The sequence below is a fragment of the Streptomyces sp. NBC_01197 genome, from assembly GCF_036010505.1.
GTDB lineage: Bacteria > Actinomycetota > Actinomycetes > Streptomycetales > Streptomycetaceae > Streptomyces.
In genome coordinates this window covers 7,589,048-7,603,010 of record NZ_CP108569.1, presented here as the reverse complement: position 1 = coordinate 7,603,010, position 13,963 = coordinate 7,589,048, and the positions used below count along the sequence as shown (strand labels likewise).

Sequence of the window (13,963 nt, the reverse complement as noted above, 5' to 3'; positions counted from 1 at the left end):
CGCCGTCCTTCACTCTGGTTGCTTCGCCAACTCAGTTGCGTGGCCGGTCACTTCCTCGCTCGCGCGGTCGCACTCGGCATGGAGTCTCGACTGCTCGCGCGAGCTTGCGTTGAGCGTGGATGTCCCGCTCTGACGGCGATGCACACGTCACCGGGCGAAGAGCACCCTCGGTGCCCACCTCTTGCAGAAGCCGGATCCAGGGCCGGAGTCGAGGAAGGTGTCGTCGACGGGAGGCTGCGTCACTTCTTGGTGGCCGAGGTGCCTCGAGGACCTCGCCTCTCCGCGATCGACACGGCGCACCTGTGAAAGTACGCCGTCGTGACCGTCGTTGGTGCGAGCTCCCCGTCAAGGCAACTCGCACATGGTGAAGGTAGTGGCCGCAATGCGAAATGAAAAGAGGCTTGCAGCGATGTCTCAGAAGGCCAACCTCACGCCCCCACCAGTAGCGCCGTCAACTACCGCACCCTGGAGGAGCTCGCCCTGTCCGACGACGCCCCGCGGGCGCCGCCACCGCGGCATGAACGACAGCTCCGAGTTATTTGGCGTGCAATCTTCGTGGGATGTCGTGTCTTCCCAGCACGCCCCCCGGCCGGCTCCTCCTACGTTTTTCCTGGCGAGGGTCAGCGACGACGCGGCCCTCGACTTCACAGGAGGGCGAGGTTCTCAATGTCTTTGACCGATGCTCAGCTGGTGGAACTGTGGGACAAGCAGGCTCTCCACGACAACCTGATGATGTACGTCCGCGGGGCCGACCGCCACGACCGCGACCTCATTTTGTCGGCCTACTGGCCCGACTCCTGGGACAACCACGGAGCGTACGTCGGTGACGGGCCGGGCTGGGCGGATGCCGCACTCGCCTGGGAGGACCAGATCCTCAGCTGCAGCCACCACGTCACCAACGTCCTGTCCGAGATCGACGGCAACCGCGCCAAGCGCGAGTCGATGTTCCTCTGCGTCGTGCCCTTCAAGGAGACCGGCATGACGATGTATCAGGCGGGCCGCTACCGCGACCTGTGCGAGAAGCGCGACGGAGAGTGGAAGATCCTCCATCGCACCTGCGTCTGGGACTGGATCGACGTGAGGGAGACCAACACCGACTGGGGCATCGTGGGTGTCCCCCGGGTCTCGCACTGGGGCGCCTGGCGCGAGGACGATCCGATCTACAAGGACTGGATCAAGAGCGCCCCCACCGAATTCGCCCAATGAGCAGGTTCAGCCCATCGACGCGTCCAGCTCCCGCACCTTGCGCAGGGCCTTGACGTACAGCTCGCGGTGCTCAGGGTCCTCGTAGCGATGCAGGGGCGTCGTGATGGACAGGGCCGTCTGCGGCCACCGCGCGCCCTCGAAGATCGGGACCGCGAGCCCGCACGCACCGGTCACGTACTCCTGCTCGTCGATCGCGTACCCGCGCTCGCGCGTCCTCTCGAGTTCGGCGACGAGTGCCTCGCGGGATGTCACCGTGTTCTCGGTGCGTGCCGACAGCTTCCCGTCGGCGTCCCCCAGCCTGTCGACTGCTGCGGGCATGCCGTACGCGAGGAGTGCCTTGCCCGACGCGCGCGCATGGATGTCTCCCGACACCCCCACGCGCAGGTCGGCCACGCGCACCGAATGCGACCCCTCCTGGATCGCCACGATGGTCACGTCTCCGTCGTGCCACGCCGACAGGTAGGCCGTCTCTCCGGTCGTGCTGACGACGGTTTCCAGCATGTCGTAGGCCTGCCGGCTGGGCCGCCAGTCCGCCTCGACGCGTGAGCTCAGGGAGAGGATCTTGCCGCCCCCCAGGCTGTACTCGCGCTCATGACGCTGCAGATAGCCGGTGTACACGAGGGTGGACAAAAGGTGCGACAGCGTGGCCAGGTGCAGGCCCGCGCGCTGCGCGATGACCTGCGCACGCAGCGGCGTGTCGCTCTCGGCGACGATGTCGACGATGTCGAGGGCCCGGACGACCGACTGGACCAGGTCGCGAGGTGCCGCAGGGTCAGATTCAGAGTTCCTGGCCGTCACCCCACCAGGATATCACTCGCATGGTGAAAGTTTGGGCGACATCGATTCGCAATGCGGTTGTCTCATCCATTGACGTCACGCCCTGCCGCCCACTAGAAATACCTCATCGCGAAAGCCTCTATCGCATGACGATAGTTTTCCACGGCGGAACTGGAGACACCATGACGGCTACGCCGCCGCTGGCAGTCCCTCCCATCGCATCGACGCCGATCGGTGACGTCGGGCAGATCGGGATCCTCGTCAACGACTTCGACGCCGCGCTCGACCTCTACGGCCGCATGTTCGGGATCGAGGAGTGGACCTGCTACCACTACACACCTGAGTTCTTGCGCTGGTCCCGCTACGGCGATGCCGAGGGCAGGTTCGAGATGCTGCTCGCCATGGGCGGCTCCAGCCCGCAGGTCGAGCTCATCCAGCCGCTCACCGGCCCGAGCATCTACCAGGACTTCCTCGATGAGGGCCACGTCGGCCTGCACCACCTCGGCGTCTTCGTGGACGACCTGGACGGAGCGGTCGCCCGCATGGCCGAGTCGGGGTACCGCGTGACGCAGACGGCCCGGGGCTACGGCCTGAACGGAGACGGCGGGTTCGCCTACTTCGACACCGAGAAGGACCTCGGTGCCGTGATCGAGGCGATCGAGGTTCCCGACGTGCGCCGCCCCGGCGAGGTCCGCCGGACCGCCGGGGCCACGGAGCCCGACCCGGCCAGCCCGCAGACACCCCGGATCGACAACCCCCTTCGGGCCGAGAGTGTGGCCGTCGTCGGCCCCTCCCGCGACCCGTGGAAGACGTCGGGCCGCACGCTCGACTACCTGTCCCGGCTCCGGTTCGACGGGCGGTACTACGCGGTCAGCCCCCTCCACGACGAGGTGCTCGGGGTACCCACGTACCAATCGCTTTCCGCCCTGCCCGAGGTCCCGGACGTCGCCGTGCTCGTCGGCCCCGCAGACCGCGTGATCGAGGACCTGCGCGAGGCCGTGGCCATGGGCGTCCCCTTCGCCGTCGCCTTCGCCAGCGGGTTCGGCGAGACCGGCCGGCACGACCGCGACGAGAAGATTCGCGCGGTGCTCGCCGGGAGCAGCACACGCCTGATCGGCCCCAACTGCATCGGCTTCATGCACGTCGGCCGGTCCCTGACCGCGACGTTCTCGTCAGTCCTGCAGCGCACCCCTCTTCCGGTCGGGCACGTGGCGCTGTTCAGCCAGAGCGGCGGGCTGGGCAACGCGCTCATGCAGTCCCTGGTCGCGCGCGGCGTCAGCGGGCTGAGCGCCTGGAGCAGCTCCGGCAACGAGATCTCGCTGGGTTTCACCGACTGGGTCGGCTGGCTCACCGCCGAGGAGGACACGCGTGTCCTGGCCTCCATCGTCGAGAGCTTCCGCCCGGGCGACGACCTCGAGGCCGCGGCTGCGGCAGCCGGCGAGCGCGGGGTCCCCGTAGCGGTGCTCAAGCTCGGGCGCTCCGCCCGCGGTGCGCTCGGCGCGCGGTCGCACACCGGGAAGCTCGCGGGCAGCGGCCGGGTCGCCCAGAGCGTCCTGCGCCATCGCTTCGGGACGGTGTGCACCTCGCCCGAGCAGCTCCTCGATCTGACGGAGACGTTCGATGTCTTCGCCGGCAGGCTCGCCGGTGACGACCACGAGCTCACAGTCGTCACCACCTCCGGCGCACAGGCTGTCCTCTGGAACGACCTGGCGGAGGACCGCGACCTCACCTTCCGCGACCTCGGTACCGAGGCAGCCGCCAGGATCGCCGCGGCCGTGGGCAGCGACCACGTGGGCAACCCCGTCGACGTCGGCGTGCAGCTGACCACCGCCGACTACGTACGCATCGTCGACAGCGTGGTCACGACCTCGACGGGCGGGTGGGTCATCGTCACCGCGACGCGCCTGGCACACGACTTCGACGAACTCGCCGCCGGTATCGCGGCGATGGACGCCCCGGAGGGTGTACGGGTCGTCGTCGTCCCGCTGTCCGAGGACGACCGCGTCACGACCGAGCAGGCTCAGGTGTTGCGCGCCGCAGGAGCGATCGCACTGCCGACCGCCACCCGCGCCCTCGACGCGATCGCGTCCGCTGCCTCTTGGTCGAAGGTCCAGCGCACGCGCGCCGCGCGCGGTCAGCTCGTCGGCACGTCCCTGCGCTCAGCGGCCGCTGCCGGCGGAACCGAGTACCTCACGTTCCGGGAGATCGCCGAGGAGCTCGCCGCAGCTGGCGTCCCCGTACCCGCCAGCCGTGCCGAACGCGACGTCGAGTCCGTCGTCCGCGCCGCCGAGGAGATCGGCTTCCCCGTCGCCATCAAGATCGACGACCCCGACATCCTCCACAAGGCCGATGCAGGGGGCGTTTTCATCGGCGTCGACAACCCCGAGGCCGCGCGCCATGCGGCGGTCCGCCTTACCGCCATCCAGTCCGAGAACGCCACGATCTCCGTACAGACCATGGCCCCCGGCAAGACCGAGGTGCTCGTGGGCCTGCGCCGCGACCCCGAGTTCGGCCCCGTGTTGGTCCTGGGCGCCGGCGGCAGCATGACGGAGGCGATCGACGACATCAGCATCCTGCCGCTGCCCACCTCACGCCCCGAGGTACGCGACGCGATCGCCGCAGTGCGCGTCGTCACCGCCGGGCTGCGCAAAGACCCCGGCGCGCAGACCCTCGACGCCCTGACCGACGCGGTGATGGACCTCATCGCGTGGGCGGAGCAGCGCGGGGAGGTCCACGAGTTCGAGTTCAACCCGATCCTGGCAGACCCCGAGACGGCGACCGTCACGGTCGTCGACGCCGTCGTGTCTGTCCACCTCACTCTGGAAGGACCCAACTGATGACCACCACCACCGCCCCCACCGGCAAGGCCGTCCCCAGCAAGCAGATCAGCGACGAGGACGTCGCCTACATGAAGAGCTTCATCGGCCAGTCGGCCGTGGTCGTCCAGTGGAACGAGGAGGCGAGCGCCGACACGATCCGCCACTACGCGTGGGGTATCGGTGACGAGAACCCCCTGTGGCTCGACGAGACGTACGCGAGGAACACTCGCTTCGCCACCCGCGTCGCCCCGCCGACCTTCCTGTACTCGGTCTGCGACGCCGAGCTCGCGATGGGTATGTCCGAGGGTCTGCAGGCGCTCCACCTCGGCGCCGACGTCGAGTTCCACCGCCCGATCCGCCTGGGCGAGCGCATCAGGGCCCGCTCCTTCGTCGAGGATGTGCGCGAGCGTGAGGGCCGCCGCTCCGGCCGCCTGGTCGAACAGGTCGGCCGCACCGACTACTTCGTCGGCGAGGAGCTCGTCGGCACCGTGCGCAACACGATCGTCTGCGTCGCTCGCAGCACCGAGAGCACGCGCATGCACGAGCCCCGCGACCCGCACCTGTACACCGACGAGGAGATGGCCAAGATCCGTACCGAGATCCTCGCCGAAGAGGTCCGCGGACCGCGTGCCCGCTTCGCCGGCACCGTGCACGTCGGTGACGTGATCCCCAAGGTCGTCAAGGGTCCCCTGGACCTGATCACCATGACCGCCTACTACGCGGGTGCCATCGGCACCGCCGGCTACCGCGGCGTCGAGACGCGCGTGCGCCAGCAGGAGCGTGTGCGCAACGGCGACCCGATGGCGCCGACCAACCTCGGTCCCGAGCACTTCCTGTCCGAGCCGTTCCCGAGCCTGGGTCACCAGGACGCCGCGATGGCCCGCGCCATCGGAATGCCTGGCGCCTACGACAACGGCAACCAGCGCGTGTCCTGGATGACGCACTGCGTGACCAACTGGATGGGCGACGACGCCGGCCTCCTGAAGATCTCGGTGCGCATCAAGCAGCCCGGCGTCTTCGGCGACACCCAGTGGATCGGCGGTGAGGTCACCCGCGTATTCGAGGACGAGACGCACGGCGCCTGCGCCGAGCTCACGCTCAAGGCCGTCAACCAACTGGGCGTCGAGACCACGACCGCCGTCGCGACCGTCTCTCTGCCCGAGGCCTGAGCGGCCGGTACCCCCAGTGCCCGAGGACGTGCACTGAAGAAGGAGTGTCCAGTGAACGGTCAGGTTGAAGAGTATTCGGTCGTCGTGGTCGGCGCGGGGATGGGCGGCATCTACGCCCTGCACCGCTTCGCCGAGCTGGGGCACTCCGTGCACGGCTTCGAGGGGGCGCCCGGTGTGGGCGGCGTCTGGTACCACAACGCCTACCCGGGCGCCCGCGTCGACCTCGAGAGCGACAGCTACTCGTACATGTTCGACGAGGAGCTCTACGCCGGCTGGGACTGGAGCGAGCGGTACGCCGCCCAGCCCGAGATCCTGCGCTACCTGAACTATGTCGCCGACCGGCTCGACGTGCGCCGCAACCTCTCGCTCAGCACCCGGGTGACGTCGGCGGAGTGGAATCCGGAGGAGAACAGGTACCTGATCACGACCGACACCGGCCGCACGGTGCGGGCGCGCTACCTGGTCATGGCGACGGGCAATCTGTCCCGTCCCAAAGACCCCGAGTTCAAGGGCCTGGGCGACTTCGAGGGCGAGTGGTACCAGACGTCCCACTGGCCGCAGACGCCCGTCGACTACGCGGGCAAGCGGGTCGCCGTCGTCGGCACGGGTTCCTCGGGCGTCCAAGCGGCGACCGAGATCGCCAAGACCGCCGGGCACCTCTACGTCATGCAGCGCACTCCGCACTACGTCGTCCCGGCGCACAACCGCCCGGCCGATCCGGTCAAGAAGGAGCGTCTGTCGCACAAGGTCCTGGAGTTCCGCGACGAGAGCTACGCGACGCCGGTCGGGTATGTGCTGCCGCCACCCGCGGGCCGCGGCGTCGACTACTCGCCCGAGCAGCGCCTGCAGATCCTGGAGACCCGGTGGGCGTTCGGCGGGCAGTGCCTGCTCAGCACGTTCACCGACCAGGGAACGAACATCGAGATCAACGACGTGGTCTCGCAGTTCGTGCGCAGCAAGGTCGCCCAGCAGGTTGATGACCCGCAGACCGTGGCAAAGCTGATGCCGACGTCGTACCCCCTCGGCACCCGACGACTGGTCATCGACACCGGCTACTACCCGATCTTCAAGCAGGACAACGTCTCACTCGTCGACGTGCGCGACGACCCGATCGAGCGCATTACGGCGACCGGCATCAAGACCGGGGAGGCCGAGTACGAGGTCGACGTCATCGTGTTCGCCCTCGGGTTCGAGGCGTTCACCGGCGCCCTGGACCAAGCCAACGTCCGCAACGAGCACGGGCAGCAGCCCAGCGCCCGGTGGACGTACAAGCCGCAGACCTACCTGGGGCTCATGTCGAACGCCTTCCCCAACCTGTTCACCCTCACGGGGATCCAGAGCCCCAGCGTGCTGGCGAACTTCTTCACGCTGAACAACTACCACGTCGACCTCGTCGGCAAGATCATCGGCCACGCCCAGGAGGCGAGGGCCGAGCGCGTCGAGCCGACCCTCGAGGCCGAGAAGAAGTGGGGCGACCACTGCAACGAGATCGCCGAGCCGATGCTCCGCCGGGCCGTGGACAACTACATGGTGCAGGTCAACCGGTACGACGGATCGCGCTTCTTTTTGCCGTACGCGGGCGGGTTCGACCGCTACGTCGCTGACGTCGATGAGTACCTCGGCGAGAAGTACGAGGGGTTCGAGTTCACCAGCTGACCCGGACCTGCCGGTCGGCAGGCCGGCCTGCTGGTCCGCCGACCCGCATCAGAGGCACCACGAGGAGGTGGTCATGAGTCTCGTCGTCGACAAGCACGTTCCCGTCACCATGCGCGACGGCACGGTCCTCGCGGCCGATATCTACCGGCCCGAGGGGGCGGAGCCCCGCTCCACCGTGCTGATCCGCACCCCCTACAGCAAGGACGACCCCGCACACGCCAACACCTGGATCAACGTGCTGCGCGCCGCCGAGAGCGGGTGGACCGTCGTCGTCCAGGACGTGCGCGGCCGGTTCCGCAGCGGCGGAACCTTCGTCCCCTTCGCGCACGAGGCCGACGACGGAGCCGACACGATCGCGTGGGTCCGCGAACAGCCGTGGTCCGACGGGCACGTCGGCATGGTCGGCGGCTCGTACGTGGGCATCACTCAGTGGCTGGCCGCCACCCGGGCGCCCGAGGGGCTCCTGGGCATCGTGCCGGGAAGCACCGCGGACGACGTCACCACCGGCTGGACACACGAGGAGCAGAACCTGACATTCGGGTTCCTGGCGCACTGGGTGTCCGTGCTGGCGGCCAGCAGTAAAGACCTCTCCCCCGAGGACCGCGCCCGTGCCGCCGCCCTCATCCAGGGCGTAACGGACGGCTGTTACCGCACATTCGATGACCTCATCAAGGCCGCGGGCGACCTCGCCCCGTACCTACCGGACTGGCGGGACCGGAGCGGGGAGATCGTGGGCCCAGAGGCGGCCGGGCGCGTCCGCGTGCCCGCGCTCGTGATCGCCGGGTGGTTCGACATCTTCGGCCCGGGATCCGTCGCCAGTTACACCCGCCGCGATGCCGCCGGCACCCGGCAGCCGCACGACCGGCTGCTCGTCGGTCCCTGGGCGCACGGCGTGATGGGTGGCTGGTTCCCCGGGCACACCTACGGCCCGGCGGCGTCGTTCGACGCGCTGGACCCAACCGGGCTCCAGCTCCGTTGGTTCGAGACGCTGCGTGACGGCGGCCCGCCGCCCGCCGACCCCGTCACCGCGTTCGTCATGGGTGCCAATGAGTGGCGGTCCTTCTCGACCTGGCCTCCGCAGGAGGCCCAGCCGGTCGAGGTCCCGCTGCGCGTGGTCGGTTCCCCGCACGCTCTCGTGTCGGCCGAGCCCGTCCCGACGATCGGCGGGCGCACGTTCCTCCCCGGGTACAAAGTCGCCGCGAACGCCGGCCCCCGCCCCCAAGGACGCCTGAGCGAGCGCGACGACGTCGTCGCGCTCCTCTGCGACCCGTTGCCCGAGGACACAGACGTCCTCGGGAGCATCACCTGCACGCTCGCCGTGGCGAGCGATGCACCCACGGCGGTCGTCGTCAAGCTGTCGACGACCGACCAGGACGGCGAGTCGGTGCTGCTGGCCGAGGGCTCCAGCCGCACCACCGCGAGCGCCAGGCAGGGCGAGACGATCGGCGTGGATCTCGGGCCGACCGCCGTGCGACTCGACCGGGGAACGCGCCTGTCGCTGACCGTCGCCGCATCGGACTTCCCACGTCTCGAGGACGGGCCCCGCGCGGGCTTCTCCGTGCTCGAGCGGACCCCAGCCCTGCACCTCGACGTCGTCTGGCCTCCCCCAGAGCAGGACCCCACCTTCAAGGAGAAGACACCATGGCTGTGACTCGCTTCGCCGACTACAAGGACAAGTACAAGCACCTCAAGCTGGATCGTGACGAGGACGGCATCCTCCTCGTCACAGTCCACACCGACGGTGCCGAGGTCTACTGGGGCACGGACGTCCACGACAACCTGTCGTCGGTCTGGGGCGACATCGGCAAGGACCCGGAGAACAAGGCCGTCATCCTCACCGGCGGCGGCGAGACCTTCATCGACCGGGAGGTCCCGATCCCGGACAAGGGCTGGGTCACCCCGGAGATCTGGATCAAGCTCCATGCCGACGCGAAGCGTCTCGTGCTCGACCACCTCGAGATCGAGGTGCCCATGATCGCGGCGATCAACGGCCCCGCACGCGTCCACAGTGAGCAGGCGCTGCTGTGTGACATCTCGATCGCGTCGGAGGACACCGTGTTCGGCGACCACCCGCACTTCTCGGTGGGCGTCGTCCCCGGTGACGGCATGCAGGTCATCTGGCCGGCCGTGATCGGCCTCAACCGCGCGCGCTACATGCTTCTCACCGGCACGGAGATCGACGCGCAGAAGGCCCTCGAGTGGGGTGCTGTCAACGAGATCGTCCCCAAGGACCAGGTGGTGACGCGCGCCTACGAGCTGGCCCGCCAGATCGTCAAGCAACCCCAGCTGACCCTGCGCAGCACGCGCATGCTCATGCTCGCCGAGCTCAAGAAGGTCATGCTCCAGGGCGTCAGCCACGGCATGATGACCGAGGGCCTCGTCGCCATCGGCACGGGCTGGCAGCCCACGAAGGTGGAGGAGTCGGCCTGAGCCGCCCCTGCCAGGACACCACAGCGTCCTCCCGTTGTCCCTGAAGGTGCCGATGGCCTGCCTTCCCAATGCAGCCCCGTTCCCGTCCGGCGTGTGTATGTCGCGCGGAGAAGTGCTCGTGCGAGGCCGGCCCGCGACCGCACCCGGAGAGCGCACGCCCCTGATTGCCCGGCCGGGGACCGGACCTGGCTCCGGGCCGCCCCGAAAGCACACACGCAAGGAGGCATCGAAGATGGCCGACACACCATCGACGAGCGCCACAGGCCCTCTGACGGGCACCGAGCGGGAGCAACTGCGCACCCTGCTCGCCAAGCAGGAGCTCTCGGAGAACATGGCGCGCTACTGCCGCGGCATGGACCGCAAGGAGCTCGGCCTCATGAAGTCGACCTACTGGCCCGAGTCGACCGAGAACCACGGCATGTTCGTGGGCACCTCACACGACTTCTGCGACTGGACGATGGAGCTCCAGGAGCAGCTCGGCCACCGGTCGAGCCACTACGTGACGAACATGCTGGTCGACCTGGACGGCGACCGCGCACGCCGGGAGACGGCGTTCATTTACCTGCGGGTGCGCCCGGACGGCGGCCCCTCGGACGTGCTCTGCGGGCGCTACCGGGACCTCTGCGATCACCGCCAGGGCGTGTGGAAGGTGCTGTCGCGCACCTGCGTGTGGGACTGGGCGCAGCGCCTGGGACCGGAGGCGGACTACACCGAGCTGTTCAAGATCCCGTCCACCTCGGCCTTCGGCGGCCTGTACCCGGACGACCCGATCTACGCCGCCGACTGGTGAACCCGTCGGACGGCTCAACTTCCCCAATGTGACGGCGAATTCGCGTGAGGACACCTTTATGACCCGCATCGATGTTGCGGTGGTAGGCGCCGGGCCCGTCGGGCTGAGCGCGACGATCGACCTGGCTCACCGGGGCATCAGCGTCATGCTGATCGACAAGCATGCCGAGCCCGCGCTCCACCCGAAGTCCCGCGCCGTGAACGTCCGCACCATGGAGATCTTCCGTTCGTGGGGCATCGAGGAGCGGGTGCGCGCTGCCGGGCTCGCAACTCCTCCCATCCGTTATCTCGGCAAGGACGTTGTCTCCCCCTGGAGCGACGTCGTCGAGTCCTCGGTGGTCGCCGGCGGTGGCGACAACGACCTCTCCCCGCTCCCTCTCGAGGTGTTCTTGTGCTCGCAGGACATCCTGGAGCCGGTCCTGCGCGAGGCCGCGCTGCGGCCTCCCATCGACGTCCGGCTGTCGACGGAGGTCCTGTCGGTGACCGAGATCGAGGACGGTGTGCGGCTCGAGCTGCGCTCCCGACTGGACGGCAGCACCGAGACGGTCGAGGCGGCCTATGTGATCGGCGCCGACGGTGCGCAGAGCGGAATCCGGGAGCAGCTCGGCATCGGGCGTGACGGCGAGCCCTCCCTGCAGCAGTCCGTGAGTGTGCTGTTCCGCTCCGATCTCATCAGGTCGCGCACGGACAGCGAGTCCGCCTTCATCTACATCGACAACCCCGACACCGTCGGCACGGTGGTGTTCGCACCGGTCGACACCGAAGGACGCGTGGCGATGCTCGGCCGGCCTCCGGTCCTCGACCGTCTGCCGGTCGACCAGGTCGACTGGCGGGAGCAACTCCGCCTGGCCACCGGGGACCCCGACCTGGACGTCGACATCATCGACTGTCGCGCGTGGGAGGTCGGCGCCTGGGTGGCGAGCGACTATCAGAAGGGCCGGGTCTTCCTCGCGGGCGACGCGGCACATGTCATGCCTCCTTACGGCGGGTTCAACCAGAACGCCGGCATCCAGGACGTCCACAACCTCGCCTGGAAGCTCGCCGCCGTCCTGCGGGGCTGGGCCGCCCCCGCGCTGCTCGACACCTACGGCCCTGAGCGCCGCCCGGTCGCGCTGTTCGACCGCGAGGAGGCGGTCCTGAACTTCCGCTCGCATGTGGGGGCGGAGCACGACGGCCCGCGCACCTTCCGCAGCGAGAACTTCCACCACCTGGGCCTGGACATCGGCTACCGCTACGACCAGGGGGCGGTCGTCCCGGAGCCGGGCCGGTCCCGCGGCCCGTGGCCGGTCAGCACGTACACCCCGAGCGCCGACCCCGGCGAGCGGGCCCCGCACGTGTGGCTCGACGAGGCCCGCACCACTTCGACCCTCGACGTGCTCGGCGCCGGGGTGACGGTCTTCGCCGCCACCGGGGCACGCGCCGCGGACGAGGCGATCCGTGCGGCCGCCGACCACGGCGTGCCCGCCACGTCCGTCGCCCTGACCCCAGGGGCTCTGGCCACCTACGGGATCGATACCGACGGCGCCGTACTCGTCCGCCCGGACGGCCACGTCCTGGCCCGGGTCACCGACAACACCCCCGCCACAGTCGCAAAAGCGCTGGCCGCGATCACCGGTACGCCGGTGGTCCAGCCCGCCTGAGAGAGGAGAACAGTCATGCTCTTCCTGGTGGACATCCAAGTCCGCAAGCCCGAGACGCTCGACGCCGAAGCGTGGGAGGCACTGACGCAGGCCGAGAGCAACTACGGAATGAAGGCCCGGCGCGCCGGCAAGCAGCTGCACGTCTGGCGCAAGGCCGGGGCATACGCCACGCTCGCGGTCTGGGACGTCGAGGACAACGACGAGCTGCACACACTGATCAGCGGCCTGCCGCTCTTCCCGTACCTCGACATCACGGTGACGCCGCTGGTCGTCCACCCGTCCACCGTCCGTTGGGAGCAGATCCAGGCGGGGGGCGAGTGATGGGCGCGCCCACCCGCGGCCTCTTGGAGGCACTGCACTCGCCCCTGGACGTCCGGTCGCTCCACCTGCGCAACCGGTTCGCGCTCGCCCCGATGACCCGCGAAATGTCGCCAAGCGGGATACCCGCGGCCGAGAACGCCGAGCACTACCGGGCCCGTGCTGCGGGCGGAGTGGCGCTGATCATCACCGAGGGCACGTACGTCGGCGGGGAGGCGTCGGGGCACAAAGTGACGGTGCCGCACCTCAGCGAACCCGCGGCCGACGGCTGGCGGAAGGTCGTCGACGCCGTGCACGCCGAGGGCTCGGCGATCGTCCCGCAGCTGTGGCACGTGGGTGCGCTGCGTGGCACCGCCTCCCCGCTCAACCCGGGCGTGCCACCGCAGTCGCCGTCCGGCCTCGACCTCGACGGGAGACCGCTCGGCGAGCCCCTGACGACCACCGAAATCGACGCGGTCGTCGCGAGCTTCGCAGAGGCGGCCGCGCTCTCCCGCAGGATCGGGTTCGACGGGGTCGAACTGCACGGTGCGCACGGCTACCTGCTCGACGAGTTCCTCTGGCACCGCACGAACCAGCGCGAGGACCGCTACGGCAACAGCACCGTCCTGCCGACGGAGGTCGTGAAGGCCGTGCGGGGCGCCGTGGGCGACGACCTCGCGATCGTCTTCCGCTTCTCGCAATGGAAGGCCGACCACTACACGGAACGCATCGCCGAGACTCCCCGCGACCTCGAGAGACTCCTCGTGCCGCTGGTCGATGCCGGGTTGGACGTCCTCCACGCCTCCACCCGGCGCCACTGGCTGCCCGAGTTCCCCGAGGACGACCCGACGCTCAGCCTGGCCGGGTGGGCGAAGCGCCTCACGGGGGCGCACGTCATCACCGTCGGGTCCGTCGGGGTCGACACCGAGTTCCGCGGCGCCGGGGCCGCTGCCGAGAAGGTACCCGTCGTGATCCGCGAGTCGCTCGAGGAACGCCTGGAGCTGCTCGCCGAGCAGTTCGACGCCGGCGAGTTCGACGTGGTCGCCCTCGGCCGTGCCCTGATCGCAGACCCTGCGTGGGTTGAGAAGGTCCGCGACGGCGGGCTCGAGCGGGTCGTCCCGTTCGACCGGACCCGGCACACGCTCAGCGGCGCCTGAGCCCGCCTTGCCGCCCCGCGGTC

The 13,963-nt window shown here is 69.3% G+C and carries 11 protein-coding genes; 10 read left to right on the top strand and 1 reads right to left on the bottom strand.

The features are described 5' to 3' along the window. Positions 1 to 666: 666 nt before the first annotated feature. Positions 667 to 1,206: a nuclear transport factor 2 family protein gene (locus OG452_RS34740; RefSeq protein WP_327293524.1), complete on the top strand. Its 540-nt coding sequence runs from the start codon at positions 667 to 669 to the stop codon at positions 1,204 to 1,206. A gap of 6 nt (positions 1,207 to 1,212) precedes the next feature. Here OG452_RS34740 and OG452_RS34735 read toward each other — a convergent pair whose 3' ends face one another. Then, positions 1,213 to 2,004 carry an IclR family transcriptional regulator gene (locus OG452_RS34735; protein ID WP_327293525.1) on the bottom strand — a complete coding sequence of 264 codons (792 nt, stop codon included), beginning with the start codon at positions 2,002 to 2,004 and terminating at the stop codon, positions 1,213 to 1,215. Between the two features lie 161 nt (positions 2,005 to 2,165). On the opposite strand from OG452_RS34735, the gene OG452_RS34730 reads away from it, so the two are divergent. From OG452_RS34730 to OG452_RS34690, 9 genes are all read left to right on the top strand, one after another. Then, positions 2,166 to 4,820, top strand: coding sequence for an acetate--CoA ligase family protein (locus OG452_RS34730; RefSeq protein WP_327293526.1), 2,655 nt, complete (start codon positions 2,166 to 2,168; stop codon positions 4,818 to 4,820). Further along, positions 4,820 to 5,971: an FAS1-like dehydratase domain-containing protein gene (locus OG452_RS34725; RefSeq protein WP_327293527.1), complete on the top strand. Its 1,152-nt coding sequence runs from the start codon at positions 4,820 to 4,822 to the stop codon at positions 5,969 to 5,971. The genes OG452_RS34730 and OG452_RS34725 overlap by 1 nt, the downstream gene beginning before the upstream one ends. Positions 5,972 to 6,022: 51 nt before the next feature. Next, a complete protein-coding gene (locus OG452_RS34720; protein ID WP_327293528.1) occupies positions 6,023 to 7,627 on the top strand; it encodes a flavin-containing monooxygenase in 1,605 nt (534 codons plus the stop codon). 73 nt (positions 7,628 to 7,700) lie between these two features. Continuing rightward, on the top strand, positions 7,701 to 9,278 hold the full coding sequence (locus OG452_RS34715) for a CocE/NonD family hydrolase (protein ID WP_327293529.1): 1,578 nt from the start codon (positions 7,701 to 7,703) through the stop codon (positions 9,276 to 9,278). Next, complete coding sequence (locus OG452_RS34710) at positions 9,269 to 10,057, top strand: enoyl-CoA hydratase/isomerase family protein (protein ID WP_327293530.1); 789 nt, start codon at positions 9,269 to 9,271, stop codon at positions 10,055 to 10,057. Before OG452_RS34715 ends, OG452_RS34710 begins: the two co-directional genes overlap by 10 nt. A 232-nt stretch (positions 10,058 to 10,289) precedes the next feature. After that, positions 10,290 to 10,847 carry a nuclear transport factor 2 family protein gene (locus tag OG452_RS34705; protein ID WP_327293531.1) on the top strand — a complete coding sequence of 186 codons (558 nt, stop codon included), beginning with the start codon at positions 10,290 to 10,292 and terminating at the stop codon, positions 10,845 to 10,847. 58 nt (positions 10,848 to 10,905) lie between these two features. Further along, entirely contained in the window at positions 10,906 to 12,486 is a 1,581-nt protein-coding gene (locus tag OG452_RS34700; protein ID WP_327293532.1) for an FAD-dependent oxidoreductase, read from the top strand. A gap of 15 nt (positions 12,487 to 12,501) precedes the next feature. Then, positions 12,502 to 12,807 (top strand): muconolactone Delta-isomerase family protein, encoded by a 306-nt coding sequence (locus OG452_RS34695; RefSeq protein WP_327293533.1) that lies wholly within the window; start codon positions 12,502 to 12,504, stop codon positions 12,805 to 12,807. Further along, positions 12,807 to 13,940, top strand: a complete 1,134-nt coding sequence (locus OG452_RS34690; protein ID WP_327293534.1) for an oxidoreductase — start codon at positions 12,807 to 12,809, stop codon at positions 13,938 to 13,940. The genes OG452_RS34695 and OG452_RS34690 overlap by 1 nt, the downstream gene beginning before the upstream one ends. The last annotated feature ends 23 nt before the right edge of the window (positions 13,941 to 13,963 follow it).

What these genes read in the sequence shown, in the direction of transcription:
- OG452_RS34690 (WP_327293534.1), top strand. Translation starts at nt 12,807, where the DNA reads ATGGGCGCGCCCACCCGCGGCCTCTTGGAGGCACTGCACTCGCCCCTG.
- OG452_RS34695 (WP_327293533.1), top strand. Translation starts at nt 12,502, where the DNA reads ATGCTCTTCCTGGTGGACATCCAAGTCCGCAAGCCCGAGACGCTCGAC.
- OG452_RS34730 (WP_327293526.1), top strand. Translation starts at nt 2,166, where the DNA reads ATGACGGCTACGCCGCCGCTGGCAGTCCCTCCCATCGCATCGACGCCG.
- OG452_RS34710 (WP_327293530.1), top strand. Translation starts at nt 9,269, where the DNA reads ATGGCTGTGACTCGCTTCGCCGACTACAAGGACAAGTACAAGCACCTC.
- OG452_RS34740 (WP_327293524.1), top strand. Translation starts at nt 667, where the DNA reads ATGTCTTTGACCGATGCTCAGCTGGTGGAACTGTGGGACAAGCAGGCT.
- OG452_RS34705 (WP_327293531.1), top strand. Translation starts at nt 10,290, where the DNA reads ATGGCCGACACACCATCGACGAGCGCCACAGGCCCTCTGACGGGCACC.
- OG452_RS34715 (WP_327293529.1), top strand. Translation starts at nt 7,701, where the DNA reads ATGAGTCTCGTCGTCGACAAGCACGTTCCCGTCACCATGCGCGACGGC.
- OG452_RS34700 (WP_327293532.1), top strand. Translation starts at nt 10,906, where the DNA reads ATGACCCGCATCGATGTTGCGGTGGTAGGCGCCGGGCCCGTCGGGCTG.
- OG452_RS34725 (WP_327293527.1), top strand. Translation starts at nt 4,820, where the DNA reads ATGACCACCACCACCGCCCCCACCGGCAAGGCCGTCCCCAGCAAGCAG.